General features: G+C 69.3%; 21 protein-coding genes. 10 read left to right on the plus strand and 11 right to left on the minus strand.

What is annotated here, in order from left to right; genetic code table 11:
* Positions 1 to 48 precede the first annotated feature (48 nt).
* Positions 49 to 1884, minus strand: a complete 1836-nt coding sequence (locus ACAM54_RS17340; protein ID WP_369648376.1) for a gamma-glutamyltransferase family protein — start codon at positions 1882 to 1884, stop codon at positions 49 to 51.
* Positions 1885 to 1977: 93 nt separating this feature from the next.
* Here ACAM54_RS17340 and ACAM54_RS17345 point away from each other — a divergent pair, with 93 nt between their 5' ends.
* The gene (locus ACAM54_RS17345) at positions 1978 to 2913 is read left to right on the plus strand and encodes a LysR family transcriptional regulator (RefSeq protein ID WP_369648377.1); all 936 of its coding nucleotides are present in this window, start codon (positions 1978 to 1980) and stop codon (positions 2911 to 2913) included.
* On the opposite strand, the gene ACAM54_RS17350 is transcribed toward ACAM54_RS17345, so the two are convergent.
* Positions 2910 to 3812, minus strand: a complete 903-nt coding sequence (locus tag ACAM54_RS17350; protein WP_369650995.1) for a helix-turn-helix domain-containing protein — start codon at positions 3810 to 3812, stop codon at positions 2910 to 2912. The two genes, ACAM54_RS17345 and ACAM54_RS17350, sit on opposite strands and share 4 nt — an antisense overlap.
* 211 nt (positions 3813 to 4023) lie before the next feature.
* Between ACAM54_RS17350 and ACAM54_RS17355 the strand changes: the two genes are divergently transcribed.
* Positions 4024 to 4818 (plus strand): fumarylacetoacetate hydrolase family protein, encoded by a 795-nt coding sequence (locus ACAM54_RS17355; protein WP_209535888.1) that lies wholly within the window; start codon positions 4024 to 4026, stop codon positions 4816 to 4818.
* Between the two features lie 140 nt (positions 4819 to 4958).
* Here the strand turns inward: ACAM54_RS17355 and pmbA are convergent, their stop codons facing one another.
* Positions 4959 to 6329 carry a metalloprotease PmbA gene (gene pmbA / locus ACAM54_RS17360; RefSeq protein WP_369648378.1) on the minus strand — a complete coding sequence of 457 codons (1371 nt, stop codon included), beginning with the start codon at positions 6327 to 6329 and terminating at the stop codon, positions 4959 to 4961.
* A gap of 106 nt (positions 6330 to 6435) precedes the next feature.
* Between pmbA and yjgA the strand changes: the two genes are divergently transcribed.
* Positions 6436 to 7092, plus strand: coding sequence for a ribosome biogenesis factor YjgA (yjgA, locus tag ACAM54_RS17365; protein WP_192323561.1), 657 nt, complete (start codon positions 6436 to 6438; stop codon positions 7090 to 7092).
* A 121-nt stretch (positions 7093 to 7213) separates the two neighbouring features.
* Positions 7214 to 7798, plus strand: a complete 585-nt coding sequence (gene mog / locus ACAM54_RS17370; protein ID WP_369648379.1) for a molybdopterin adenylyltransferase — start codon at positions 7214 to 7216, stop codon at positions 7796 to 7798.
* Here mog and ACAM54_RS17375 read toward each other — a convergent pair.
* The 4 genes from ACAM54_RS17375 to czcI all read right to left on the minus strand — a co-directional run bounded on the left by ACAM54_RS17375 (position 7788) and on the right by czcI (position 14064).
* A complete protein-coding gene (locus tag ACAM54_RS17375) occupies positions 7788 to 10946 on the minus strand; it encodes a CusA/CzcA family heavy metal efflux RND transporter (protein WP_369648380.1) in 3159 nt (1052 codons plus the stop codon). The two genes, mog and ACAM54_RS17375, sit on opposite strands and share 11 nt — an antisense overlap.
* 9 nt (positions 10947 to 10955) lie before the next feature.
* Positions 10956 to 12254 (minus strand): efflux RND transporter periplasmic adaptor subunit, encoded by a 1299-nt coding sequence (locus tag ACAM54_RS17380; RefSeq protein ID WP_369648381.1) that lies wholly within the window; start codon positions 12252 to 12254, stop codon positions 10956 to 10958.
* A 17-nt stretch (positions 12255 to 12271) separates the two neighbouring features.
* Complete coding sequence (locus ACAM54_RS17385; protein ID WP_369648382.1) at positions 12272 to 13594, minus strand: TolC family protein; 1323 nt, start codon at positions 13592 to 13594, stop codon at positions 12272 to 12274.
* 95 nt (positions 13595 to 13689) lie between these two features.
* The gene (gene czcI / locus ACAM54_RS17390; protein ID WP_369648383.1) at positions 13690 to 14064 is read right to left on the minus strand and encodes a cation efflux protein, CzcI family; all 375 of its coding nucleotides are present in this window, start codon (positions 14062 to 14064) and stop codon (positions 13690 to 13692) included.
* Positions 14065 to 14225: 161 nt separating this feature from the next.
* On the opposite strand from czcI, the gene ACAM54_RS17395 reads away from it, so the two are divergent.
* Positions 14226 to 14903, plus strand: coding sequence for a heavy metal response regulator transcription factor (locus tag ACAM54_RS17395; protein ID WP_145746229.1), 678 nt, complete (start codon positions 14226 to 14228; stop codon positions 14901 to 14903).
* Entirely contained in the window at positions 14900 to 16231 is a 1332-nt protein-coding gene (locus tag ACAM54_RS17400; RefSeq protein ID WP_369648384.1) for a heavy metal sensor histidine kinase, read from the plus strand. Before ACAM54_RS17395 ends, ACAM54_RS17400 begins: the two co-directional genes overlap by 4 nt.
* 7 nt (positions 16232 to 16238) lie before the next feature.
* Here the strand turns inward: ACAM54_RS17400 and ACAM54_RS17405 are convergent, their stop codons facing one another.
* Positions 16239 to 17501: a cation:proton antiporter gene (locus ACAM54_RS17405; protein ID WP_369648385.1), complete on the minus strand. Its 1263-nt coding sequence runs from the start codon at positions 17499 to 17501 to the stop codon at positions 16239 to 16241.
* A 56-nt stretch (positions 17502 to 17557) separates the two neighbouring features.
* Positions 17558 to 19837 carry a heavy metal translocating P-type ATPase gene (locus ACAM54_RS17410; protein WP_369648386.1) on the minus strand — a complete coding sequence of 760 codons (2280 nt, stop codon included), beginning with the start codon at positions 19835 to 19837 and terminating at the stop codon, positions 17558 to 17560.
* Between the two features lie 71 nt (positions 19838 to 19908).
* Between ACAM54_RS17410 and cadR the strand changes: the two genes are divergently transcribed.
* Positions 19909 to 20382, plus strand: coding sequence for a Cd(II)/Pb(II)-responsive transcriptional regulator (cadR, locus tag ACAM54_RS17415; protein ID WP_145746225.1), 474 nt, complete (start codon positions 19909 to 19911; stop codon positions 20380 to 20382).
* Between the two features lie 25 nt (positions 20383 to 20407).
* On the opposite strand, the gene cysE is transcribed toward cadR, so the two are convergent.
* Together cysE and ACAM54_RS17425 are read right to left on the minus strand one after the other, a co-directional pair.
* Positions 20408 to 21178 carry a serine O-acetyltransferase gene (cysE, locus tag ACAM54_RS17420; protein WP_145746224.1) on the minus strand — a complete coding sequence of 257 codons (771 nt, stop codon included), beginning with the start codon at positions 21176 to 21178 and terminating at the stop codon, positions 20408 to 20410.
* 77 nt (positions 21179 to 21255) lie between these two features.
* The gene (locus ACAM54_RS17425) at positions 21256 to 21987 is read right to left on the minus strand and encodes an RNA methyltransferase (RefSeq protein ID WP_145746223.1); all 732 of its coding nucleotides are present in this window, start codon (positions 21985 to 21987) and stop codon (positions 21256 to 21258) included.
* A 112-nt stretch (positions 21988 to 22099) separates the two neighbouring features.
* Between ACAM54_RS17425 and ACAM54_RS17430 the strand changes: the two genes are divergently transcribed.
* Genes ACAM54_RS17430 through ACAM54_RS17440 form a run of 3 tightly spaced genes read left to right on the plus strand, consistent with a single transcriptional unit; the run spans position 22100 to position 26459 of the window.
* Positions 22100 to 23158, plus strand: a complete 1059-nt coding sequence (locus ACAM54_RS17430; RefSeq protein ID WP_145746222.1) for an inositol monophosphatase family protein — start codon at positions 22100 to 22102, stop codon at positions 23156 to 23158.
* Positions 23158 to 25398, plus strand: coding sequence for an FUSC family membrane protein (locus ACAM54_RS17435; protein ID WP_192323566.1), 2241 nt, complete (start codon positions 23158 to 23160; stop codon positions 25396 to 25398). The genes ACAM54_RS17430 and ACAM54_RS17435 overlap by 1 nt, the downstream gene beginning before the upstream one ends.
* On the plus strand, positions 25398 to 26459 hold the full coding sequence (locus tag ACAM54_RS17440) for a mechanosensitive ion channel family protein (RefSeq protein ID WP_369648387.1): 1062 nt from the start codon (positions 25398 to 25400) through the stop codon (positions 26457 to 26459). Before ACAM54_RS17435 ends, ACAM54_RS17440 begins: the two co-directional genes overlap by 1 nt.
* The last annotated feature ends 16 nt before the right edge of the window (positions 26460 to 26475 follow it).

Consider the following 26475-nt stretch of genomic DNA (forward strand, 5'->3'; position numbering starts at 1 on the left):
GATGTCCTTGGAACGAAGGTGAGGAAATTGAAGCAAGGGCGGCGGGAATCAGCGGCCCACGGCATAGCCCTGCATGCCGCGCGGGTTGGCGCCGGCGCGCAGCACCAGCCGGCCCTGTGCGTCATGTTCGCGGCTGCAGGCGGACATGCGGCTTTCGGACCAGGCATCGCCGACCTGCACCTGGTGGCCCATTGCGCGCAGCTGTTCGAGCGTCTCGGGGTCGAAGCGCGATTCCAGCGTCAGCGTGTTGAGCGTGGTCTGGCGCGGCCAGAAGGAGCCGGGGGCGTGCTTGACGTGCCAGGCCGGCGCATCGATGGCCTGCTGCAGGTTGAGGCCGTGCACCGCATGGCGCAGGAAGAAGCCGACCGACCACTGGTCCTGCTGGTCGCCGCCGGGTGTGCCGAACGCCATGTAGGGCTCGCCGTCGCGCAGCGCCATCGACGGCGACAGCGTGGTGCAGGGTGCGACGCGCGGCTCGAGCGAGCTGGGCAGCCCCTCGTCGAGCCAGCTCATCTGCAGCCGCGTGTTGAGCGCAAAGCCCAGCGCCGGAATCGCGGGGCTCGAGGACAGCCATCCGCCCGAAGGCGTGGCCGCGACCATGTTGCCGTGCCGGTCGATCACGTCGATGTGGCAGGTGTCGCCCACGAAGATCTCGCGCTCCGCCCATTCGGCGACCGGCGGCAGCGCGGCGAAGGTGGGCTCGCCGACGCCGAAGCGCGTGTCGGCCGTGCGCAGGGTCCGCGCACTCACGTCCAGGTCGGGCAGGCGCGGCGCAAGGCCGAGCGGCTCGCCGGGCCGCAGCGCGTCGGACGCGCGCTCTGGATCGACCATGGCCCAGCGTTCGCGCAGGTAGGCATCCGACAGCAGCGCCTGCTGCGCATCGGCGCGCGCGCCGGACGCCGCGCCATACCACGCCAGCCGGTCGGCCAAGGCCAGCTTGGCGGCTTCGGTGATGCGGTGCACGAAGCCCGCCGTGCCGGGCAGGTGATGCTCGAGCCCCGCGTGGCGCAGCATGCCGATCTGCTGCAGGAACGCCGGCCCCTGGCTCCAGAAGCCGCACTTCGCGACCGTGTAGCGGCCGAATTGCGCCGTGAGTGGCGCCTCGGTGGCAACGCGCCACGCGGCCATGTCCTCGTAGCGCAGCAGGCCGGCATGCGCCTCGCCGCTGCTGTCGCGCACGGCCGTGCCGCGGCAGTAGCTGTCGATCTCGCGCGCCACGAAGCCCTGCTGCCAGATGCGGATTGCCGCATCGATCACGCCGGTGCGGCCGCTGCCTTCGCGCTCGGCGGTCTCGACGATGCGGCTGTAGGTGGCGGCCAGCGCCGGCAGCCGGAACAGCGAACCGGGCTGCGGCAGCTTGCCTCCAGGCAGCCACACCTCGGCCGACGAATGCCAGTGTTCGAGGAACAGGCCGCGCACCGCAAGAATGGCCTCGGCGGCGCGCGACACCAGCGGAAAGCCATCGCGCGCATAGCCGATCGCCGGTGCCAGCACCCCGGCGAGCGACCAGGTGCCGTGCTCGCGCAGCATGGTGAGCCAGGCGGGGAACGCCCCCGGCACCGTGGCCGCCAGGAGGCCGATGCCCGGCACCTGTTCGAAGCCGAGCGTGCGGAATGCCGCCGCACTGGCCTCGGCCGGCGCGCAGCCCTGTCCGCGGATGGCGTGCATGCGCCGCTCGCGTTCGTTCCACAGCAGGATCGGCGCCTCGCCGCCGGGGCCGTTGAGGTGCGGCTCCACCACCTGGAGCACGAAGCCCGCGGCCACGGCGGCGTCGAAGGCGTTGCCGCCGCGCTCGAGCACGCCCATCGCGGTCTGCGAGGCCAGCCAGTGGGTCGAGGAGGCAACGCCGAAGGTGCCGGCGATTTCAGGACGGGTCGTGAACATCCGGCCGAGTGTAGAAACAACGAATAGCGGCCACTGCATATTTTCTGATGAATGCATGCATTGATTGCTATACCTCTCGCATAGGATGGCGGCATGCCGGCGCCGACACTGCAACACCTCACGCCGCGGCTCAAGCTGCGCCACTTCGCCCTTCTCGCGGAGCTCGAGCGCCAGCGCTCGGTCAGCCGCGCGGCGCAGCACCTCGGCCTGAGCCAGCCCACCGTCACGCGCGCGCTGGGCGAGATCGAGAACATCTTCATGACGCCGCTGTTCACCCGGGGCCGGCGCGGCTTGGAGCCCACGGCCGCGGGCCTGCTGGTGCTGGCGCGGGCACGGGTTGCGCTGGCCGATGCGCAATCGCTGGGCGAGGACCTGGCAGCGCTCGGCACGGGGCTGCAGGGGCGGCTGCGCATCGGCGTCATTCCCTTTCTTTCGGGCGTCACGCAGGACGCCATCTGGCAGCACCTGCTGGCGGTGCGGCCGCGCCTGGGCTTCATGGTCGAAGAGGCCACGACCCATGCGCTCGTCCAGGCCGTGCAGGCGCGCACGCTGGACTGCGCGATCTGCCGCTTCACGCCGGCCAGCGCCGAAGCCGGGCTGGCACAGCAGTTCCTCTACAAGCAGGAGCCGCGCCTCGTGGTGTCGCGCGCGGCCGCCCAGCGGCTGCTGCGGCGCGGACTGGACTGGGAGGCTTTCGTGTCCCTGCACTGGATCTTCCCGCCGGCGGACACGCCGATCCGCCAGATGATTCATTCGATCTTCGCCTCGGCCGGACAGCCGGTGCCGGTGCCGCTGCTGGAGGCCTACGCGCACAAGACGCTGGTGTCGGTGCTGCGGCACATGCCCGATGCGATCACCATCCTGCCCGACGACATTGCGCAGGAGGTGGCCGATGCGAGCGGCGCCCGCGTGATGCCCCAGCGCCTGCAGTGGAACCTGCCGCCCGTGGGCGTGGTGCGGCTGCAGGATGCGGCCAACGCGGCCGTCGTGGATGCGATGACCGAGGCGCTTCGCAGCGCGCGGCCCTAGCGGCTGGAAAGCGCCTGCGCCGCCTGGGCCAGTCCGGCATCCGCCTGGCTGCGGAACTCCCGCGGCGTGACGCCGTTCTGCAACCTGAAGCGGCGGGCGAAGTAGACCGCGTCGCCGAAGCCGCACTGCCGCGCGATGTCGCCGATGCGGGCGTTCGACGTCACCAGCAGTTCCTTCGCGCGTTCGAGGCGGCGTTCGGTCACCAGCTCGGTGAAGGTGCGCTGGGTCTGCTTCTTGAGCAGGTGCGCAAGGTAGTTGGGCGAGAGCATGGCCGCCGCCGCGGCATCGTTGAGCGACATCTCCTCGGCCAGGTGCTCGCGCACGTAGCGCATCACGCGCTGCAGCGCAGCGTGGCCCGCGCTGCGGCCACCCTGCAGCGCCGACTGCGCGAGCAGCGGCCCCTCGTGCCGGTGGCAAACCAGCGCCATCAGCTGCAGCAGGATGCCGCGGATCGCGCCGACGGTACCGAAGCGCCGCTCCCGGTTCAGCACGGCAAGCTCATCGAGCCATCCGAGGATGCGCGCGAAATCGGCGTCGCCGAAATGGAAGTCCAGGTATTCCTGGAACAGGAAGGGCGCGAGCTCGGGCTGGCGCGCGGCCGGCACCTCCTCGAGGTCGAGCGCCTCGACCGCCAGCTCGGGCCAGAGAAAGCCCTGGTCGAAGTTCACGATGGCATAGCGCGCACCGGGCGGATGCGGCACCACGTGCACGCGATACGGCAGCACGAAGCTCAGGTGCCCCGCGGTGAACGGGCGCACCGCGCCGCTGATCACCTGCTGCGAGCCGCCGTGGATGCTCACCTGGATCTGGAAATACTCGTGCCGGTGCGGTCGCGCCAGCACGTCGCGCGCGCCTTCGAAGCGGATGTCGAAGTCGAGGTGGTTCGCGCGCTCCTGCATGCCGTAGAGGCGCAGGCTGCTGGATGGAAGGGCCGACATGGCGCGATGGTAAGCCCCAGCCCAGGCTGGCCCTGCAGGCGGCGCGGTGTTGCCTGCGTCCTGTTTTTGCGTAGATGCGTACGCACGCACCGCCGCAGTGCGCTCCAGAATGGCCCGGCCGGCTGCGGCCGGCCTTCATCGCCTTTCATCAAAGATCCAGGAGACAAAGACCATGTCCAATTCACGACGCGGCCTGCTGGCCGGCTCCGCCGCCGTGGCCGCCAGCGCCATGGCAGGCTGCGCGCTGCCGGCCGGCGGCGCATCGCGCTCGGCGCCCACGCCCTTCACCGTGGCGCAGGCCACGGTGCCGATCGCCGGCAGCGAGCAGGCGTTTCCGGTGCGCCGCATCTACTGCATCGGCCGCAACTATGCGGCCCATGCGCGCGAGATGGGTTCCGACCCCAGCCGCGAACCGCCCTTCTTCTTCCAGAAACCGGCGGACGCGATCCAGGTCGTCATGCCCGGCACCGTGGCCGACCATCCGTACCCCACGTTGACGAAGAACTACCACTACGAGGTGGAGCTGGTGGTCGCGCTCGGCAAAGGCGGGCGCAACATCGCGGCGGCGGATGCGCTGGACCTGGTCTACGGCTATTCGCTCGGGCTGGACATGACCCGGCGCGACCTGCAGCGCGAGATGGGCGACCAGAAGAAGCCCTGGGAGATCGGCAAGAGCTTCGACCATTCGGCGCCCATCGGGCCGATCCATCCGGTGGCCAAGGTCGGCCACTACAGCGACGGCGCGATCTGGCTCAAGGTGAACGGCCAGACCAAGCAGAATGCCACGCTCAAGCACATGATCTGGTCGGTGGCCGAGCAGATCAGCCGCCTGTCGCAGGCCTTCGAGCTGATGCCCGGCGACATCATCTACTCGGGCACGCCCGAGAACGTGGGCCCGGTGGTGCGCGGCGACGTGATCGAGATCCACATCGACGGCCTGCCGAACCTGTCGGTGCGCATCGTCTGAAGGACGAGCGTGGCGCTCAGAAGGTGTGAAGGAACCGTCGCGAGCGCCCCGAGCTTGCGTCGAGGACCGGAACCGTACTCGCGTACGGTGAGGACCGCAGATGCGAGATCGGGGTGCGCAGCAGGTTCATTCACACCTTCTCAGCTGCCGGCCACTTTCATGCGGTTGACCAGCACCGAGCCCGTGGTCTTGGCGCCGAAGGTGTAGGCATCGGCACCGATGGCCTCGATGCCCATCAGCATGTCCTTCAGGTTGCCGGCAATGGTGATCTCGTGCACCGGGAAGGCGATCTTGCCCTTCTCGACCCAGAAGCCGCTCGCGCCGCGCGAGTAGTCGCCGGTCACGTAGTTCACGCCCTGCCCCATCAGCTCGATCACGAAGAGACCCGTGCCGAGCTTGGCGAGCATCGCGTCGAGGTCGTCGCCGGGCTGGGTGAGGCGCGAGCTCAGGATCAGGTTGTGCGAGCCGCCGGCGTTGCCGGTGGTCTTCATGCCCAGCTTGCGCGCGGAATAGGTCGAGAGAAAGTAGCCTTCGAGCCGGCCGGCATCCACCACCTTGCGCGCACGGGTCGCCACGCCCTCGTCGTCGAAGGGCGAGCTGCCCTTGCCGCGCAGGATGTGCGGGTCTTCGGCCACGTCGACGTGCTTGGGCAGCACGGGCTTGCCGAGCGAATCGAGCAGGAAAGTGCTCTTGCGGTACAGCGCCCCGCCGCTCACGGCCTGCACCAGCCCGCCCAGCAGCCCGACGGCCAGCGGCGACTCGAACAGCACCGGGCATTCGGTGGTCTTGATCTTGCGCGACTTGAGCCGGCTCAGCGCCCGTTCGGCGGCATAGCGGCCCACCGCCTGCGGGCTGGCAAGTTCGCCGGCCGAGCGCATGGAGCTGTACCAGGAGTCGCGCTGCATGTCGTCGCCCTTGCCGGCGATGGGCGCGACCGACATCGAATGCCGCGAGCTGGCGTAGCCGCCGCGGAAACCGTGGGTGTGGGCACTGAAGAAATGGCTCTGCTGGGCCGAGACGCCCGCGCCTTCGCTGTTGGTGATGCGCTTGTCGGTCGAGAGCGCCGCCTCTTCGCATTCGAGCGCGAGCCTGGCCGCTTCTTCGCTGGTCACGCTCCAGGGATGGAACAGGTCGAGTTCGGGGTGTTCCTTGGCGATGTCTTCATCGTCGGGAAGGCCGCTGACCGGGTCTTCGGCGGTGAAGCGGGCGATGTCGTAGGCCGCCTGCACGGTCTGGGCGATGGCAGCCTCGGAGAAGTCGGAGGTGCTGGCGTTGCCGCGGCGGTGGCCCACGTAGACCGTGATGCCCAGCGACTTGTCGCGGTTGCGCTCCACGTTCTCGAGCTCGCCCTTGCGGACCGAGACGCTGAGGCCGCAGCCCTCGGAGGCCTCGGCGCCGGCATCGGTGGCACCGAGCTTCTTGGCGTGGGCCAGGGCCGTGTCGACCAGGTTTTCGAAGAAGGAGCGGCTGTAGGCGAAGCCGGAATCGGCGCGCGAGGAAGATGTCGTCATGTGGTGGCTATGATACTTGCGCCCCCCAAATCCCGTTTTGCCCCCGGCTTCCCGTTGCGCATTGCACGCGTTGCAACGCCGCACGGTGCGGCCCAGAATCCACCCCATGTCCCGCAAACCCAAAAAAGGCTATTTCGTCCGTGGCCAGTTCGTCGCCGAAGGCAGCGAGCTCGACCTTGAGCTCAAGCGCGAGCTCAAGGGCACCGACGAAGCCAGCCGCACCGATCTCAAGCGCGAAAGCGATGAACTGCAAAAGCTCGGCACCGAGCTGCTGGGCCTGCGCGCCGGCCTGTTCGACGCGCTGCCGCTGGACGAAAAACTGGTCGACGCCGTCGCCGAAGCCAAGCGCATCACCAATTTCGAGGGCAAGCGCCGCCAGATGCAGTTCATCGGCAAGCTGATGCGCAAGCTCGAACCCGAGGTGCTCGAAGCCGTGCGCGCCGCCCTCGCCGAGCAGAACAGCGTGCCGGCGGCCGAAACCGCCGCGCTGCACGAGGCCGAACGCTGGCGCGACCGGCTGATTGCCGACGACGATGCGCTGGGCGGCTGGATCGAGACCCACCCCGCCACCGATTCCCAGCAGCTGCGCGCCCTGGTGCGCCAGGCCCGCAAGGACATGAAGGCCGGCCCGGCCGGCGAGGCGCCGCGCCAGGGCAAGGCCTACCGCGAGATCTTCCAGCTGGTGCGCGCGCAGCTCGCGGTGCACGGCGGTGCAGACCATGCTGCTGCGGCGGCGGCGCAAGACCGGGAAGAGGACGCATGACCGCGCCGTCTTTCTCCCTCCCCTCCCGGGGGAGGGCCGGGGTGGGGGCAAGCGGCGCCACCATCGGGCGCTCTGCGCGCCCCCATCCCAACCTTCCCCCGGAAGGGGAAGGAGCAACACCATGAGCGCACTCGACCCCGTCCGCATCGGCATCGTCTCCATCAGCGACCGCGCCTCCAGCGGCACCTACGAGGACAAGGGCCTGCCCTCGCTGAAGGAATGGCTGGCCCGGGCGCTGAAAAACCCGATCGATTTCGAGGCCCGGCTGATCCCCGACGAAGCGGCCCTCATCAGCGCCACGCTGATCGAGCTGGTCAACGCCGGCTGCTCGCTGGTGCTGACCACCGGCGGCACCGGCCCGGCGCTGCGCGACGTGACGCCCGAGGCCACGCTGGCCGTGGCCCACAAGGAGATGCCCGGCTTCGGCGAGCAGATGCGCCAGATCAGCCTGCGCTTCGTGCCCACCGCGATCCTGTCGCGCCAGGTGGCGGTGATCCGCGATAAGAGCCTGATCATCAACCTGCCTGGGCAGCCCAAGTCGATCGCGGAAACGCTCGAAGGGCTCAAGGACACCGAAGGCGTGCAGGTCGTGCCCGGCATCTTCGCAGCGGTGCCCTACTGCATCGACCTGATCGGCGGGCCGTACCTGGAGACGGACGACACGGTCTGCAAGGCCTTCCGGCCCAAGTCGGCCATCAGGCGCTGAGCGGGCCGGCCTGATCATCATCATCGCGCCGGTGCGCGATGCGATAGAGCAGCGGCAGCACCAGCAGCGTCAGCACGGTCGATGACAGGATGCCGCCGATCACCACCGTGGCCAGCGGGCGCTGCACCTCGGCGCCGGTGCCCGTGGCGATGGCCATCGGCACGAAGCCCAGCGACGCGACCAGCGCGGTCATCAGCACCGGCCGCAGCCGCGTGAGCGCGCCTTCGCGGATCGCCGCATCGAGCGGCAGCCCGCCTTCGCGCAGCTTGCGGATGAACGAGATCATCACCAGCCCGTTGAGCACCGCCACGCCCGACAGCGCGATGAAGCCCACCGCCGCCGAGATCGACAGCGGAATGCCGCGCAGCCACAGCGCGACGATGCCGCCCGTGAGCGCGAACGGAATGCCGGTGAACACCAGCAGCCCGTCCTTCAGGTTGCCGAACATCGCGAACAGCAGCGTGAACACCAGCAGCAGCGACACCGGCACCACCACCTGCAGCCGCTCGGTGGCCGACGCCAGGTTCTCGTACTGGCCGCCCCATGCGGTCCAGTAGCCGGGCGGAATGCTCACCTTGCGCATCGCTTCCTCGGCCTCGGCCACGAAGGAGCCGAGGTCGCGGCCGCGCACGTTGGCGCTCACCACGATGCGCCGCTTGCCGTTCTCGCGGCTCACCTGGTTCGGGCCGGGCGCAAGCTCCAGCGCGGCCACCTCGCCCAGCGGGATGAAGCTGGTGCGCTGCGTTTCAGCGCCAACGCTCTTGGGCAGCGCCACCGGCAGGCGCTTGATCGCCTCCAGGTCGGTGCGCAGGTTCTCGGGCAGCCGCACGAGGATGCCGAAGCGCCGGTCGCCATCGAACAGCGTGCCCGCCTCGCGCCCGCCCACTGCGATGGAGACCGCGTCCTGCACGTCGCCCACGTTGAGGCCGTAGCGCGCGGTCTTGCCGCGGTCGATGTTCACCGTGAGCATCGGCAGGCCGCTGGTCTGCTCGACCTTCACTTCGGCCGCGCCGGGGATCCTGCCCAGGGTTTGCGACACCTCGGCCGCCGTCTTGTCCAGCACCTCCATGTCGTCGCCGAAGATCTTCACGGCCACGTCGCTGCGCACGCCCGAGATCAGCTCGTTGAAGCGCAGCTGGATCGGCTGCGAGAACTCGTAGTTGTTGCCCGGCAGCTTCTCGACCTCTTGCTGCACGGCAGCCAGCAGTTCGGCGCGCGTGCGCCGCGGCTCGGGCCACTCGCTCTCCGGCTTCAGCATGATGTAGCCGTCGGAAATGTTCGGCGGCATCGGGTCCGACGCGATCTCGGCCGTGCCGGTGCGCGCGAACACGCGCTCGATCTCCGGGAACTTCGCCTTCAGCGTGCGTTCGATCTGCTTCTGCATCTCGACCGACTGCGTGAGGCTGGTGCCCGGGATGCGCAGCGCCTGGATCGCGAAGTCGCCCTCGCCGAGGCTCGGCACGAACTCCGTGCCCAGGCGCGTGGCCAGCAGGCCCGAGAGCAGCACCGCCACCACCGCGATGGTGATGACCAACGGCTTGGCCGCCATCGCGCGCGCCAGCAGCGGTTCGTAGCCGCGCCGGGCCCACTGCATCAGGCGGTTCTCCTTCTCGCTCACCTTGTGGCCGATGAAGAGCGCCACGGCCGCGGGAATGAAGGTGATCGACAGGATCATCGCGCCCAGCAGCGCGATCACCACGGTGAAGGCCATCGGGTGGAACAGCTTGCCCTCCACACCCGCGAGCGCAAAGATCGGCAGGTACACGACCATGATGATCAGCTGGCCGAACAGCAGCGGGCGCCGCGCCTCCTGCGAGGCCGCGAACACCTCGTGGAAGCGCTCGCTGCGCGAGAGCGCCCGCCCATGCTTCGCCTGCGCGTGGGCGAGACGCCGCACGCAGTTCTCCACGATCACCACCGCGCCGTCGATGATGATGCCGAAGTCCAGCGCACCCAGGCTCATGAGGTTGGCGCTGACCTTCTGGTTCACCATGCCGGTGAAGGTGAAGAGCATCGACAGCGGAATCACCAGCGCGGTGATGATCGCCGCGCGGATGTTGCCCAGGAACATGAACAGGATCGCGATGACCAGCACGGCGCCCTCAAACAGGTTCTTCTTCACCGTGGCGATGGCCTTGTCGACCAGCACCGTGCGGTCGTACACGGTGACGGCCTTCACGCCCGCGGGCAGCGTGCGGTTGATTTCCTGCATTTTTTTATCGACCGCCTGCGAGACGGTGCGGCTGTTCTCCCCGATCAGCATGAACACCGTGCCCAGCACCACCTCGCGGCCGTTGTCGGTGGCGGCGCCGGTCCGCAGTTCCTGGCCGATGCCGACCTCGGCCACGTCCTGCACCCGCAGCGGAATGCCTCCGGCGTTGCCGAGGATCACGTTGCCGATGTCCTCCACCGACTTCACCTGGCCCGGCGCGCGGATCAGGTACTGCTCGCCGCGCTTCTCGATGTAGCCCGCGCCCACGTTGGCGTTGTTGCGCTCCAGCGCGGTGACCAGATCGGTCATCGCGAGGCCGTGCGCCAGCAGCTTGGCAGGGTCGGGCGCGATCTGGAACTCCTTGGCGTGGCCGCCGATGGAATTGATCTCGGTCACGCCTTTCACGTTGCGCAGCTGCGGCTTGATGATCCAGTCCTGGATCTCGCGCAGGTCGGTGGGCGTGTAGGGCTTGCCGTCGGCCTTCTTCGCGCCCTCTTCGGCCTCCACGGTCCAGAGATAGATTTCGCCCAGCCCGGTCGAGATCGGCCCGATCACCGGCGAGATGCCGCTGGGCATGTTCTCCCTCGCCGACTGGATGCGCTCGTTCACGAGCTGCCGCGCAAAGTAGATGTCGGTGCCGTCCTCGAAGATCACCGTCACCTGCGAGAGACCGTAGCGCGACAGCGACCGGGTCTGCTGCAGCCCCGGCAGGCCGGCCATCACCGTCTCTATGGGGTAGGTCACGCGCTGCTCGGCCTCCAGCGGCGAATAGCCGGGCGCGGCGGTGTTGATCTGCACCTGCACGTTGGTGATGTCGGGCACCGCGTCGATCGGCAACTTCTGGTAGCTGAAGATGCCGAGCGCGGCCATGCCCAGCACGGCCAGCAGGACCAGCCAGCGCTGCTCGATGGAAAACCGGATGACTCGTTCGAACATGCGGTGTCCTCAGTGGGTGTGCGTGGCAGAGCTCTTGCCCTGCTGCGACTTCACGACGAAGCTGCCGCTCGCGGCATGGGCCGCGCCGGGCGCGAGGCCGCTCAAGACCTCGATGCGCCGGCCGTCGCTGCGGCCGGTCTGCACCTGTTGCGGCAGGAAGCCGCCCGGCACCTTGAGGAAGACGGTGGGCTTTTCCTCCACCGTCTGCACCGCGTCAGCCGAAACCGTCACCGGGGCCTCTGCCTCCGACGAAACGAGTTCCACATTCACGAACAGCCCGGGCCGCCAGACCCGCTGCGGATTCGTCACCGTGACGCGCGCCGTGGCGGTGCGCGTCTGCGCGCCGATCAGCGAGCCCACGTAGGACACCGTGCCGCTGGCCGCCTGCTCGAATGCGCTGGAGCGGATGGTCACCGGCTCGCCGATGCGCACCAGGTTGAGGTTGTTCGCGGCCACGCTGATCTCGGCCCACACGGTCGAGAGATCGGAAATGGTGAAGACGCTGGCGTCTTCCTTCACCGATTCGCCGAGCGAAATGTGCTTTTCGACCACCATGCCGTCGAAGGGCGCACGCAGCTCGTAGCGGCCCAGGGCCGAAGAAGCGGGCGCAGCGCCCAGCGCCAGCAGCTTCTGGTTCGCATTCGCCACCGCGATCTGCGCCTCCTGCATGGCCTGCTGCGCCTGCAGGTAGTCCTGCTGGGCCGAGATTTTTTCTTCCCAGAGTTTCTTCTCGCGCTGGTAGGTGGTGCGGGCCAGCTCGAGCCGGCGCTGCGCCGACTGAAGCTCGCTGCGCTGCTCCGAAAGCGTCGGGCTCGACAGCACAGCCAGCACCTGCCCGCGCTTCACCTCCTGCCCGAGCTTGGCCGGTACGCTCTCGACCACGCCCGCCACGCGCGGCACCACGTGGGCCGTGCGGTCTTCGTTGAACTTGATCTCGCCTGGCAGCTGCAGCGACGACCGGATGCGTGCCGGGCCGGCGCTTTCGATGGCCATGCCGGCGGCCTGGATCTGCGCGTCGGTGAAGGCGATCTTTTTCTCTTCTTCCTTGTGCTCCTCGCCGGCGTGGCCCCTGGCTTCGCCGTGACCGTGGCCGTGTTCGTCCTTGCCCTCGGCGCCGCCTTCCTCATGGTGCTCGCCATCGGCATGCCCCTCGGCTTCCGAATGCCCGGCGGCTTCGGGCGTGGACGGCGCGGTGCGCAGGATCATTGCGCCGGCTGCCAGGCCCACGACCAGCACGGCCACGATGGCCGTCCACTGCTTCTTGCCGACGCGCTCGGCGAAGGTCTTGCGTTCTTCTTCGGTGTTCATGATTCGTGCATTCCTTGTCAGCGCGCGGCGGGTGCCGCATGCGGGGTTTCTTCTTCGCCGCCGGTGCCCAGCAGCCGGTCGAGCTCGGCGGCCGCGCGATGCGCGTCGGCCACGGCAAGCAGGTGCTGGTTGCGAACCTGGAACAGCGTTCGCTGCGCATCGAGCGCCTCGAGAAAGCTGAACTTGCCGAGCTCGAAGCCTCTGGCGGCGGCCTTGTAGGCGGCTTCAGCGCCGGGCAGCGCATCGCGCTGCAAGGTCTGGGCGGTGGCACGCGCCGAGCGCAAGCGTTCAGTGGCCTGCGCGACGTCGGCGCCCAACTGCAGTTCGGCCGCGGCGAGCTCGTCGCGCGCCTTCTCTTCGCGGCTCAGTGCCTCGGCCACATTGCCGCGGTTGGTGTCGAAGATCGGCAGCGGCACCGACAGGCCCACCACGACCTGGTTGCGGCCGCTGCCACTGCCCATGCCCTCATCGGCCGGCACGCGCTTCGCACCCAGCGACACGGTGACATCGGGTACGCGCCGGGCCTGTTCCAGGTCTGACAGCGCTTGGCGCCGCTCGACCTCGAGCCGCGCCTGGCGCAGCACCGGCGCCGCCGAGAGCCGGCTCTCCACATTCCCCGCCGCAGCCGGCAGCCGGTCGAGCGCGCCGTCCGCCTGCGTGAAGCGCGGGTTCGGGTTGCCCCAGAGCGCGGCCAATTGCTGGCGTGCCGAACGCAGCGCGCCTTCGGCTTGCAGCAGCTCGACCCGGATGCCGGCCTCGGCCACGCGCGCGCGGCTTTCTTCCAGCGGCGAGACCTTGCCGGCCGCCACGCGGTTGGCGGCGGCGCGGGTGGCCGCCTCTGCAAGTCCCACCGAGTCCTGCGCCAGGCGCAAGCGCTCCTGCGCAGCCAGCACTTCGAAGAACAGCGTGATCGCCGATGCGCGCAGCTCGGAACGCCGCGCAAGCAGTGCCGATGCGGCCTGGTCGCGCGCACGCTCGGCCGCCGTCACGCGGGCGGCGCGCTTGCCGCCCAGCTCGATGGGCTGGCTCAGCTGCAGCGTGGTGGTGCGGTTGCCGCGGCGCAGGTCTTCCACCTGCGCCTCGAGCACCGGGTTGGGCCATGCACCGGCCTGTACCACGGCCGCATCGGTGGCTTCCCGCTCGCGCGAGGCGGACGAAAGCCCGGGGTTCAACTGCTGTGCGAGCGCCAGCGCGCTGCGCAGGTCGAGCGGGCCGGCGGGCTCCGCCGTTCCCGCGGCCGTGTGCCGGATCGGCGAAAGGTGGGAACCGGCAATGGGTTGTGAAAATGCCGGGGGCACCGCCAAGGCCATCACGGCCAGCGGCACGAAGAGCGTGCGCATCGAATTCTCCTGGGTTGCAAAACAACGGACGGACGAATTCGGCGAGAGCTCAGCTGATGTCGGGTATCAGGGGGATGGGTCGTTCTCTCGCCGAATCAAAGGGCAAGAGGCCACGCAGGCGGTACGGGCACTTCGGAGATGTGCGAGATGAAATGTTCGGCGGTCACGGCGCGCAGCGCCTGCGCCGTCGGCAGCAGCGCATGCGCGCGATCGGAAGCCGACGGCAGGTGTTGGGCCTGGCCCAGGTGGCAGGCGGCGCAATCGCCGGGCACGGTGTTGGGCTGGTTGCCGGGGCTGTTCTGCGCGTCGTCGGTGCGGGAGCTGCCCGCGCTGCGGTCCGGCTCGTGCTCGTGATGGCCCCAGTGGCGCGGCTGGGCATCGCGCTCGTGCTGGCAATAGGCGGCCGATGCCGCCCAGCTGAACTGGAACGGCAGCAGAAGCAGCAGGAAGATCGGAAGCCAGCGGCGCATGGAGCAAAAAGTATATCGGCGGCACGTGGCATGCCGGTCTGCAATGCCCCCGCGGTTTGCAGGTTGCGCGCAATGTAAGACGAACGCGCCGGGCTTTGTCCGTCGCCGGGATTACGAATTCGTAACCTCCACGGGCCCTGTCCCATCGTTAACATCCGTCGATGCGAATTCTGGTCATTGAAGACGAGCCCAAGCTGGGCGACTACCTGAAGAAGGGCCTGGAAGAGAACGGCTACGTGGTCGACATCGCGCGCGACGGCATCGAAGGCCGCTACCTCGCGACCGAGGGCGACTACGCGCTGGTCCTGCTCGACGTGATGCTTCCCGGCATCGACGGCTTCGCGGTGCTGCAGGCGATCCGGCGCACCAGCAACGTGCCCGTGCTGGTGCTCACCGCGCGCGACAAGGTCGAGGACCGGGTCAACGGCCTGCAGCAAGGCGCCGACGACTACCTCGTCAAGCCCTTTTCCTTTTCCGAGCTGCTGGCGCGCATCCAGGCCCTGCTGCGCCGCGGCAAGCCGCAGGAGTCCACCGTGCTGCGCCTGGCCGACCTGGAGCTCGACCTGGCCAGCCGCAAGTGCTTTCGCAACCGCACGCGGCTGGACCTCACGGCCAAGGAGTTCACGCTGCTGGTGGTGCTGCTGCGCCGCCGCGGCCAGATACTTTCGCGCAGCACGCTGGCCGAGCAGGTGTGGGAGATGAACTTCGACAGCGACACCAACGTGGTCGAGGTGGCCATCCGCCGGCTGCGCAGCAAGATCGATGATCCCTTCGACGTCAAGCTGCTGCACACGGTGCGCGGCATGGGCTACGTGCTCGAGGATCGTTCCTGGTCGTGAGCCCGGCACGGCCGCACTCGATCCGCAACCGGCTCACCTCCTGGTTTGCCGCGCAGGCCTTCTTCTGCCTGAGCGTGGCCTGCCTCGCGGTCTACCTGGTGACGGCATGGAGCTTCGGCGAGAAGCAGGACGGCGAACTCGACCACAAGGCGCAGCTGGTGCGGCACCTGCTCGAGGAAGGCGAGAAGGACGGTGATCTCTCGTTCCTGCGCCACAAGCTGGAGGATTTCTTCTCGCTGCAGGACGACGTCAGCCTGTCGATCGCGCGGCAGTCCGACGGCAGTGTTTTCTTTCGCTCGGCACCGCCCCCAGGCGGGCGCTGGATCCAGCGCGACTTCGTTCATACGTGGGGCCAGGCGGGCGGCGGCACGCCGCTTTCGATCCGCATCGGCATCGACGTGGCAAGGGACGTGGTGCTGCTGCGCCGGCTTGCATGGACGCTGCTTGCGGCCGCCGTGCTGGGCACGCTGCTGGTGTCGCTGACCGGCGCGCACCTGGTGCGGCGCGGGCTGCGGCCGCTCGAGGCGCTGGCCGAACGCACCGCCGCATTGACGCCCGACCACATCAACCGGCCCATCGACGCATCGGCGTTCGCGCGGGAACTGCACCCGTGGATCACGCAGTTCAATGCCCTGCTGCTGCGCGTGCAGAAGGCCTATGTGCAGCTCGAATCGTTCAATGCCGACGTCGCGCACGAGCTGCGCACGCCGCTCGCCAACCTGATCGGCTCCACCGAGCTTGCGCTGTCACGCCCACGGCCGAACGACGAACTGCAGGCCGTTCTCGCCTCCAATCTCGAGGAAGTCGGCAGGCTCTCGGGCATCGTGACCGACATGCTCTTTCTCTCGCAGGCCGAGCGCGGCGCCCCGCTGCGCGTCAAGGCCGGCACGAGCCTGGCCGCGCAGGCGCGCGACGTGATCGACTTCCACGACGCCATGCTCGAGGAGGCCGGGCTCGCGGCCGTTGTCACGGGGGAGGCCGTGGCGGACGTCGACGCGTCCCTGGTGCGGCGAGCGCTTTCCAACCTGCTGGGCAATGCGATCCGCTTCGCGGCGCCGGCGTCGCGCATCGGCATCGAAATCGGCACGGGCCCGGACGAAGCCACGCTCACCGTCGTGAACCGCGGCGCCCCGATCGCGGCCGAGACGCTGCCGCGCCTGTTCGAGCGCTTCTACCGCGCCGACCCCGCACGCGACAGGTCGGCGCGCCACCACGGCCTGGGGCTCTCGATCGTGGAGGCCATTGCGCGCATGCATGGCGGCCGCGTGTTCGCCTCCAGCGCGAACGGCGAGACCCGCATCGGCTTCGCGGTGCCGCTCGCGCGCTGACGGCGCATCACGGCTTGGCGCGCGCCTCGGCCTCTTCGGCCTTGGCGGGAGCCTTGGCTCGCCCCATCACCAGGTTGATCAGCGGCCCCGTCATCGCGGTGGTGGCGAGCGCCATCACCAGCAGCATGGTGAAGAGCTCGGGGCCGATCAGGCCCACGTCGAGTCCGATCTTCATCACGATGAGTTCCATCAGGCCGCGCGCATTCATCAGCGAGCCGGTGGCCAGGCTGTCGCGCCAGCCGTAGCCGGCGATGCGCGCGCCGGCCGCGCCGCCGGCGATCTTGCCGACGGTGGCAACAGCCACGATCAGCAGCATCGCACCCAGGCTCGCGCCGGAGAAGGCATTCGCCGTGGTGCCCAGCCCGGCGAGGGCGAAGAACAGCGGCATCAGCACGACGATGGAAATCGGCTCGATGCGTTCGCTCAGCGAGCGCAGCAGCCGGTCGTCGCGCGGCAGGCAGGCGCCGAACAAAAAGGCACCGAACACCGCATGCAGATGCAGCCATTCGGTCAGCAGCGCGGTGACCAGCAGGCCGATCATGAGCGAGGCCATCACCGTGGTCGAAGGCTCGCCATCGGGCGCCTTCACGCGCAGCAACCAGGCAAAGGCCGGCTTCAGGCCGAAAAACAGCAGGGCAAGCATGACGGCCACGCCGGCCGTGATCTTGATGAGGCCGGCGTAGCCCTCGCCCGCGCCGACCAGGGCCACCACGAAGGCCAGCAGGATCCAGGCGAACACGTCGACCACCGCGGCGGCGCTGAGCGAAAGCTGGCCGAAGGAAGTGCGCGTCATGCCGCGGTCCTTGAGGATGCGCGCCATGACCGGAAAGGCCGTGATGGAGAGCGCCGCCGCCATGAACAGCGCAAAGGGCCAGAAAGCGACGCCGGCCGGCGCGAGCGTGGGATACAGCGCCGGCGAGACCGCGAGGCCCAGCGCCAGCGGCACGATCACGCTGAGCACGCCCACGGCGCCCGCCGCCTTGAGCTGCGAGCGCATGTTCCGCGAGGCGCGCAGTTCCAGGCCGACCACGAACATGAACAGCACCAGCCCCACCGTCGACAGCGATGAAAGGCCCTGCAGCAGGTCCTTGGCGAACAGCTGCGCGTGCAGCGACGGAAAGAGCGCGCCCATGACCGCCGGCCCGAGCATGAGCCCCGCGGCCATTTCGCCCACGACGCTGGGCTGGCCCACATGGCGAAGCACCCAGCCGCAGATGCGCGCAGTGGTGAGGATGACGACGAGCTGCAGCAGCAGCGAGGTGACGGACATGGACGATACGGCGGTGACGGGTATCGCTCGATCTTAGTTTGCCCCGCGCGTGCCGCTCAGTCGGTCTTCGGGGAGCGCATCAGCCGCAATCCGTTGGCCACCACCAGCAGGCTCGCGCCCATGTCGGCGAACACGGCCATCCACATGGTGGCGCTGCCGAACACCGCGAGCACGAAGAACACGGCCTTGATGCCGAGCGCCAGCGTGATGTTCTGCCACAGCACCGCATGCGTGCGGCGCGAGAGGCGGATGGTTTCGGGCAGGCGCCGCAGGTCGTCGTTCATGATGACCACGTCGGCCGCCTCCATGGCAGTGTCGGTGCCGGCGCCGCCCATCGCAAAGCCGATGTCGGCCTGCGCGAGCGCGGGTGCATCGTTGATGCCGTCGCCCGCCATGCCGGCCATGCCGTGGCGCTGCTGCAGCGCCTTGATGGCCTCGAGCTTCTCCTCGGGCAGCAGATTGCCGCGCACGTCGTCGATGCCCGCGTGCATGCCGATCGCCCTGGCCGTGGCGGCGTTGTCGCCGGTCAGCATCACGGGCGTGACGCCCAGCGCGCGCAGCTCGGCCATGGCCGCCTGCGAGGAGGGCCTGATGGTGTCGGCCACCGCGAACAGCGCCAGCACGGCCTGGCCGGAGGCCAGCAGCGTGACGGTGCGCCCCGCTTCCTCGTGCTGCTTCAGCTCGGCTTCGAGCGCGGGGCTGCACAGCCCCTGCTCTTCGATCAGGCGGTGGTTGCCCAGCACATAGCTGCGGCCTTCGTGCGTGGCCTGCACGCCGCGTCCGGGCAAGGCGGTGAAATCGCCGACCGGCTGGTGCTCGCGATCCAGGCCTTCGGCAATGGCCTTCGACACCGGATGGTCGGAGCGGCCCGCGATGCTCGCGGCAATCGCAAAGACCGCAGCTTCATCCGATGCGCGGTCGAGCAGGCGCGATGCGACCAGCTTGGGCTTGCCTTCGGTGATGGTGCCCGTCTTGTCGAGCGCCACGGCCTTGAGCCTGCGCGCCTCTTCGAGGTAGGTGCCGCCCTTGATCAGGATGCCGCGCCGCGCGGCCGAAGCCAGCGCGCTCACCACCGTGACGGGTGTCGAGATGACGAGTGCGCACGGGCACGCGATGACCAGCAGCACCAGCGCCTTGTAAATGGCCTCGGTCCAGCTCCAGCCCATGAGCCAGGGCGTGAGTAGCGCAACGGCAACGGCCAGCACGAAGACCGCGGGCGTGTAGACGGCCGCGAACCGGTCGACGAAGCGCTGCGTGGGCGCGCGCGTGCCCTGGGCCTCTTCGACCGCATGGATGATGCGGGCGAGCGTGGTGTTGGCCGCCACCGCGGTCACGCGGAATTCGAGTGCGGCCGTCTGGTTGATGGTGCCCGCGAACACCGGATCTCCCACCGTCTTGTCGACCGGGATGCTCTCGCCCGTGACCGGCGCCTGGTCGATGGCGCTCGCGCCCTCGGTCACCACGCCGTCCAGCGGCACGCGTTCGCCGGGCCGGATGCGCACCACGGCATCGAGCGCCACCGCATCGGCCTTGGCCGTCTTCCAGCTGCCGTCGGACTGCCTGACCTCGGCCAGCTCGGGCGCCAGCGCCAGCAGGCCCTGGATGGCGTTGCGGGCGCGGTCGACGGCGCGCGCCTCGATCAGTTCGGCAATGGCATAGAGCGCCATCACCATCGCGGCCTCGGGCCAGTGCCCGATCAGGAAAGCGCCCGTGACCGCCGCGGCCATCAGCGCGTTGATGTTCAGGCGCCCGCGCAGCAGCGCGGCAAAGCCCTTCTTGTAGGTGTCGAGGCCGGCCAGCGCGATGGCTGCGAGCGCGAGCCCCATCTCCGCCGCCATGAACCCGGCGCCCTCCAGTGCGAGGAAGGACACCGCCTCGGCCGCGATGGCCAGCGCCAGCGCGGCAATGAGGCGCACGAGGCCGCTGCCCATGCCCGCGATGCCTGCGGGAGCGGCGGCGGCCTGCGCGCCGGCAGCCGGGCTGCCTGCCGCATCGTTCAGCGGTTCGGGCTTGAAGCCGGCCTTGCGGATGGCGTCGAGTGCGCCGGACAAGGCCCCGTCGTCGGCCGTGATGGCCATCGTGCGGTCGCCGAGCCGAAAGCGCAGCCCCCGCACACCCGCGATCGGTTCGAGCGCGCGCCGGATCTCGGACTCTTCGACCGCGCAGTCCATCGTGGGAATGCGGAAAAGCAAGGCGCCCTTCGGGATGTCGGCAGCAGGCATGGCGACGGCCGGCGAGCCGCAGGCCGGGTTGCCGCAGCAGGCCGTTTCGGGAGCGGCCTGCGCATGGGAGTGAGCATGCGGCGCCATCGATTTCAGGGCATTCTGGTTCGTCATGAAGCCGATTGGAAACCCTGAAGCAGGTGTAGAGTCAAACGACGATTCCTCCACTTCATTCTTGCCGCATCATGAAAATCGGAGAACTGGCCAAGGCCGCGAACACGCCGGTCGAAACCATCCGGTACTACGAGCGCGAGCAGCTGCTGCCCGAGCCCGCGCGCACCGAGGGCAACTACCGCATCTACGACGACGAGCATGCGCAGCGGCTGGGCTTCATCCGCCGCTGCCGTTCGCTGGACATGACGCTCGACGAGATCCGCAGCCTGCTGAGATTCCGCGACGCACCGCAGGAAGACTGCGGCGAGGTCAACCAGCTGCTGGACGACCACATCGGCCACGTGGCCGCGCGCATCCGCGAGCTCAAGACGCTGGAGAAGCAGCTGAAGGCACTGCGCCAGCAATGCTGCGGCTCCGAATCGGCGCGCAACTGCGGCATCCTTCAGGAGCTGGACACGGCCGCACCCGCCACCGAGCCCTTCGGACAACACGCGGGGCATGTGCATGGGCCGCTGCACAACGCGGCGGCGAAGCGTTCGGCTTGAGGAACAGGAGGGCCCTCCAGCCCGGTCACTTCCCGACCAGCTGCGTCAGCTTCTCCGCCTCGAAGCTCTCGTCGCGCGCCGCGTCGCAGGGCACGCAGTCCTTGGTGCCTGGCTGCGACGACAGCTTCTCGATGGCCTGCCACAGCAGCGCGATCTGGTGTTCCTGGCTCGCGGCACTGTCGATCAGCCCGCGCATCGCCAGGCTCAGCGGGTCGTCGTCCTGCGTGATGCCGTAGGCGGAGAACTTCTGCGGCGCGGCCACATCGGCGCTCTCGCCGGCCTTCGACGGGATGATGCGGGCGGGAATGCCCACCGCAGTCGCCCCTGCGGGCACCGGCTTGATGACCACCGCGTTGCTGCCGATCTTGGCGCCGTCGCCGACGACGAAACCGCCCAGCACCTTGGCCCCCGCGCTCACCACCACGTTGCGCCCCAGCGTCGGATGCCGCTTGGTGCCCTTGTAGAGCGAGGTGCCGCCCAGCGTCACGCCCTGGTAGATGGTGCAGCCGTCGCCGATCTCGGCGGTCTCGCCCACCACCACGCCCATCGCATGGTCGAAGAACACCCGTTCGCCGATCTTGGCGGCCGGGTGGATCTCGATGCCCGTGAGCCCGCGCGCCACGTGCGCGATGAAGCGGGCCGGCCACTTGAAACCGTGCGTCCAACAGGCATGCGCCCAGCGGTGCAGCACCACGGCATGGAAGCCGGGATAGACCGTGATCACTTCCCAGGCGCTGCGCGCGGCCGGGTCGCGTTCGAGGATGCACCGGATGTCGGCGCGCAGTCGAGAGAACATCGCTGCCTTTTGTCGTTATATCGATATGGGGAGGGCAGTCTAAAGCCCGGGTTCTTCGCGTACGAACGATGGGGGTTTTAGCCGTTGCGGGGCGTCCGGGCCGCATCGGCCATCGCCTTGGCGATGCCGCGCAGGATGTGGATTTCTTCCGGCGTGGGCTGGGCGCGGTTGAAAAGCTGCTGCAGCCGCGGCATCAGCTTCTTGGGCGCCGCCGGGTCCAGAAAGCCGATCTCCACCAGCGAACGCTCCCAGTGGTCGAGCATGCCGGCCACGGCCTTGGCATCGGCCGCCTCGATGGGCGCCGTGGCATCGCGCACCTCGTAACCGCCCAGGGCAAGCCGCCATTCGTAGGCCACCACCTGGATCGCGGCCCCAAGGTTGAGCGAACCGAACTTCGGATCGGTCGGAATGCTCAGCGCCACGTTGCAGCGGTAGACATCCTCGTTGCGCATGCCGAAGCGCTCGGAGCCGAACAGGAAGGCCACGTGCTGCTCCCCCTGCTTCGCGAGCGGCTCCAGGTGCTCCCGGGGCGTGCGGGTGGGCGGTCCGAAGTCGCGCGGGATCATGGCGGTGGCGCACAGGTGGGTCACGCCGTCGAGCGCATCGTCGAGCGTCTCGACGATGCGGGCGTTGGTCAGCACGTCGAGGGCGCCGCTCGCGCGCTGGATGGTTTCCTCGCGCCGCAGCACGTTGGCCCATCGGGGCGCGACCAGCACCAGGTCGTCGAAACCCATGGTTTTCATGGCGCGGGCGGCGGCGCCCACATTGCCGGCGTGGCTGGTCTGGATCAGGATGAAACGGGTGCGCATGGCGGGTTGGGAGACACTAACGGGCGGAGCCGGTAAAATGCCCGATTCTCGCCGCCCGCATCGCCGGACCGCCTCCGGGGGACCTACCCCACCGTTCTTCTCACAATCCAGAATGTCGTCCCCCAACCTGCATCCCATGCTCAATGTGGCCGTCAAGGCCGCACGCGCCGCCGGCGCCATCATCAACCGCGCCGCCCTCGACGTCGAGGCCGTGCGCATCTCGCAAAAGCAGGTCAACGACTTCGTCACCGAAGTCGACCACGCCAGCGAGCAGGTCATCATCGAAACGCTGCTTGGCGCGTATCCGGGGCACGGCATCCTGGCCGAGGAATCGGGCACCCAGCATGGCGCCCAGGATTCCGAGTACGTCTGGATCATCGATCCGCTCGACGGCACCACCAACTTCATCCACGGCTTCCCGGTCTACTGCGTGTCCATCGCGCTCGCGGTGCGCGGCAAGATCGAGCAGGCGGTCATCTACGACCCGAGCCGCAACGACCTGTTCACCGCCACCAAGGGCCGCGGCGCCTACATGAACGAGCGCCGCATCCGCGTGTCCAAGCGCACCCGGCTCAGCGAATGCCTGGTGTCCACGGGCTTTCCGTTCCGCAGCGGCGACAACTTCAAGCAGTACCTGGCCATCATGGCCGACATGATGCCCCGCATGGCGGGCCTGCGCCGCCCCGGCGCCGCGGCGCTCGACCTGGCCTACGTGGCGGCCGGCTTCACCGACGGCTTCTTCGAGACCGGCCTGAACCCCTGGGACGTGGCCGCGGGTTCGCTGCTGGTCACCGAAGCCGGCGGCCTGATCGGCAACTTCACGGGCGAGCCCGACTTCCTGGAACAGCGCGAATGCCTGGCCGGCGCACCGCGCATCTACGGCCAGCTGGTGCCGCTGCTCGCCAAGTACTCCAAGTTCGCGGGCATCGACGACAAGATGCGCGCCAGCGACCGCGTGCGCGCCGTGTCGGCCGCCGCGCGGCCCGGTGCCGACGAATCGGTCGACCTCTACGCCCGCAGCACCGTCACCGACCTGACGGCCGCGCCGCTCGACGGCGAGGCGCCCGCTCCCGCCGCCGCACCGGCCGCGCCCGTGCAGCGCAAGCTCACGCGCGTGCGCCGCGACGCGCCTGCAGGCGGCTCCTCCGAAGGCGACGCTTCCGCCAAGTGATGCAGGGGCCAGGTGCCGCCCTCCGGTTCCGTGCGGCGCTGCGCATTGCGCTGAGCCAGTACGTCGCCAGCGGCCTCACGGTCGCGCTCGGCCTGCTCGTCATCTCGGCCGGCGTGCACCTGTGGCTCGGCGCCATCGCGGCCTCCACTGCCGCGGTGGGCGTGATCGTCACGGCCCCGCCCGACCTGCCCGGCCCGCGCCGCGGCAAGTTCTTCCAGATGCTGCCGGCCCCGCTGATCGGGCTGCCGCTGTTCTTCCTGGTGCAGTTGCTGCACGCCGCGCCGATCCGCCTGGGCCTGGTGCTGGTGCCCGCCACCTTCGTCGCCTTCCTGGCCATGGCATGGGGCAAGCGGGGCATTCCCATCGCCATTGCGGTGATGTTCTCGATGATCTTCTCGATGGCCACGCCCGCACCCAGCGGCATGGCCGAGGCGCTCGAGCGCACCTGGCACTTCGGGCTGGGCGCCGGGCTCTACGTGATCTGGGCCACGCTCGCCAACCATGCGCTGAATTCGCGCTTCCGCGTGCAGTCGGTCTCGGACGTGCTGTATTCGCTGGCCGCGCTGATGCGCACCGAGGCCAGCCAGTTCACGCCGCGCGACGACACCAGCGACATCCGCGAAACCCCCGCGCCCCTGCTGGGCCGGCTGCTGCGCGAACAGGCCGCGCTGGCTGACCAGCTGCAGGCCACGCGCGACATCGTGCTCGAATCGCCGCGCACGCCGCGCCGTCAGCGGCTCGCCGCCATGCTGGTGATCGTGCTCGAGATGCGCGACCAGCTGCTCGCGAGCGAGCTCGACCTGGACGCGCTCAAGAGCCATCCCGCGCATGCCCAGGCCCTCATCGAGATGCGCCGGGTGCTCGAGGAACTGGCCGACGACACCACCGCACTCGGCGACGCGCTGCTGATGGGCCGCGAGCCCGAAGTGGTGGCCGACCGGCGGCCGCGGCTCGCGTCGATCCATCTCCCGGGCGAGGACCATGCGCCGAGCCACGGCCTGCCGGGCCCGAACGCCGCCATGCTCGCGCGCGGCCTGGCCAGCCGCATCGGCCACATCAACGACGAGGTGCTGCGCCTGTCGGCCATGGCGCGCGGCGATGCCGAGCCCAACCTTGCGGTGGTGCGCGCCAACTGGCAGATGTTCGTGAGCCCGACCGACTGGTCGCTGCGGCCCTTTCTCACGCTGTGGCGCTGGGACGCGCCGCCGCTGCGCCACGCCATTCGCGCGGCACTGGCCATTGCGGCCGGCTACGCCATTGCGGTGTCGCTGCCCTGGGGTTCGCACGACTACTGGATCCTGCTGACCATCGTGGTGGTGCTGCGCGGCAGCCTTTCGCAGACGCTGGAGCGGCGCAACAGCCGCGTCGCCGGTACGCTGCTGGGCAGCGTGCTCGCGGTGGGCCTGCTCTCGGCGCATCCGTCGCCGCTCGCGCTGCTGGTCATCCTCACGGTGGCGCAGGCCATCGCCCACAGCTTTGCGGTGCGGCGCTACCTGATCACGGCGGTGGCGGCCACCGTGCTGGGCCTGGTGCAGGCGCACATGCTCAACACCGGCGCCGCGCCCATCTTCGCGCTGTTCGAGCGCATTGCCGACACGCTGATCGGCGCCGCGCTGGCCTGGGGCTTCTGCTATGTGCTGCCCTCGTGGGAGCGCGGGCAGATTCCGGCGCTGGTGGCGCGCACGCTCACCGCGCAGGCGCGCCATGCGCGGCTGGCGCTCGGCCTGGGCCAGCTGCAGGCCATCGACAGCAGCCCCGAACTCGAATGGCGGCTCGCGCGCCGCGAGGCCTACGACAGCCTCTCGGCCCTGGTGCAGGCCACGCAGCGCTCGCTGTCGGAGCCGCGCGCGGTGCAGCCGCCACTGGAGCCGCTCGAACACCTGCAGGCGCACAGCTACCAGTTGCTGGCGCAGCTCAGCGCCGTCAAGTCGATGCTGGTGCTGCGGCGCGACCGGCTCACGGCCGCCGAGATCGAAGGCCCGCTCGCGCGCACCGCGCAGCGCATCGAGGCCGCCATCGGCAGCGCGCCGACCACCGGTCCCTCGCTGCCCGAAAGCACCGGCTCCACCACCGTGGGCGGCCCGATTCCCCTGCCCGACCCGTTCGACAACGACATCAGCCCCTGGCTGCTGCGCCGGCTCGATCTGGCCACGGCACTTTCGACGCAGCTGCGCGACGACGCGGCGCGCATTCTTCAACACCTGGACGAGACAACAGACGCAGCAACGACCCCCGCCTGATGACCCAAGAGATACTTGCCCACCCCTGGTTCGGCACCTGGATTGCCGTTCTCGTCGCCGTCCCGCTCGCTCTTCTGGTCCACCGCATCGGCGGTCTCGTGCTGAAACGGATCACCCGCCCCGCGCCCGCGGTGCACGCGATGGTGATCAACTGCAACGCACCGGCGCGGCTGGTACTGCCGCTGTTGGCGCTGCTGCTCATCTTCCAGGCGGCACCCGAGGACCTGCGCTTTCTCGGCAGCGTGCGGCATTTCAACGGCCTGCTGCTGATTGCCGCGACCACCTGGCTCGCGGTGAGGGCCATCAGCGGCTTTGCCGACGGCGTGCTCGCGCAGCATCCGTCCGACATCGCCGACAACCTGCAGGCGCGCCGCGTGCTCACGCAGACGCGCGTACTGGCGCGCACGGCCATGTCGATGGTGCTGGTGGCCGGCGGCGCGATGATGCTCATGACCTTTCCGGGCGCGCGCCAGGTCGGCGCCAGCCTGCTGGCCTCCGCCGGCGTGATCGGCATCGTGGCCGGCCTGGCCGCCAAGCCGGTGTTCAGCAACCTGATTGCCGGGCTGCAGATTGCGCTGGCCCAGCCGATCCGCATCGACGACGTGCTGGTGGTCGAGGGCGAATGGGGCCGCGTCGAGGAGATCACGGGCACCTTCGTGGTGCTCAAGATCTGGGACGACCGGCGCCTGATCCTGCCGCTCAGCTACTTCATCGAGAAGCCGTTCCAGAACTGGACGCGCCATTCGGCTCAGCTGCTCGGCTCGGTCTTCATCTACGTGGACTACGGCATGCCGCTGGCGCCGCTGCGCGAAGCGGCCGAGCGCATCGTGAAGGCGGCGCCCGAATGGGACGGCCGCTTCTTCAACATGCGCGTCACCGATGCGACCGAGCGCAGCATGCAGGTTCGGGTGCTGTGCACCGCCGCCACCTCGGGCCTGGCCTTCGACCTGCGCTGCACCGTGCGCGAAGGCCTCCTCGACTTCATGCAGCGCGAGTACCCGCAGTTCCTGCCGAAGATGCGCATCGAGGCCGATCCGCTCCCGGGCGCGGCGGCGGCCTGAAGCAGCGCACCGCCGC

Origin of the sequence: Variovorax sp. V93, assembly GCF_041154485.1 — a bacterium.
Taxonomy (GTDB): domain Bacteria; phylum Pseudomonadota; class Gammaproteobacteria; order Burkholderiales; family Burkholderiaceae_C; genus Variovorax; species Variovorax beijingensis_A.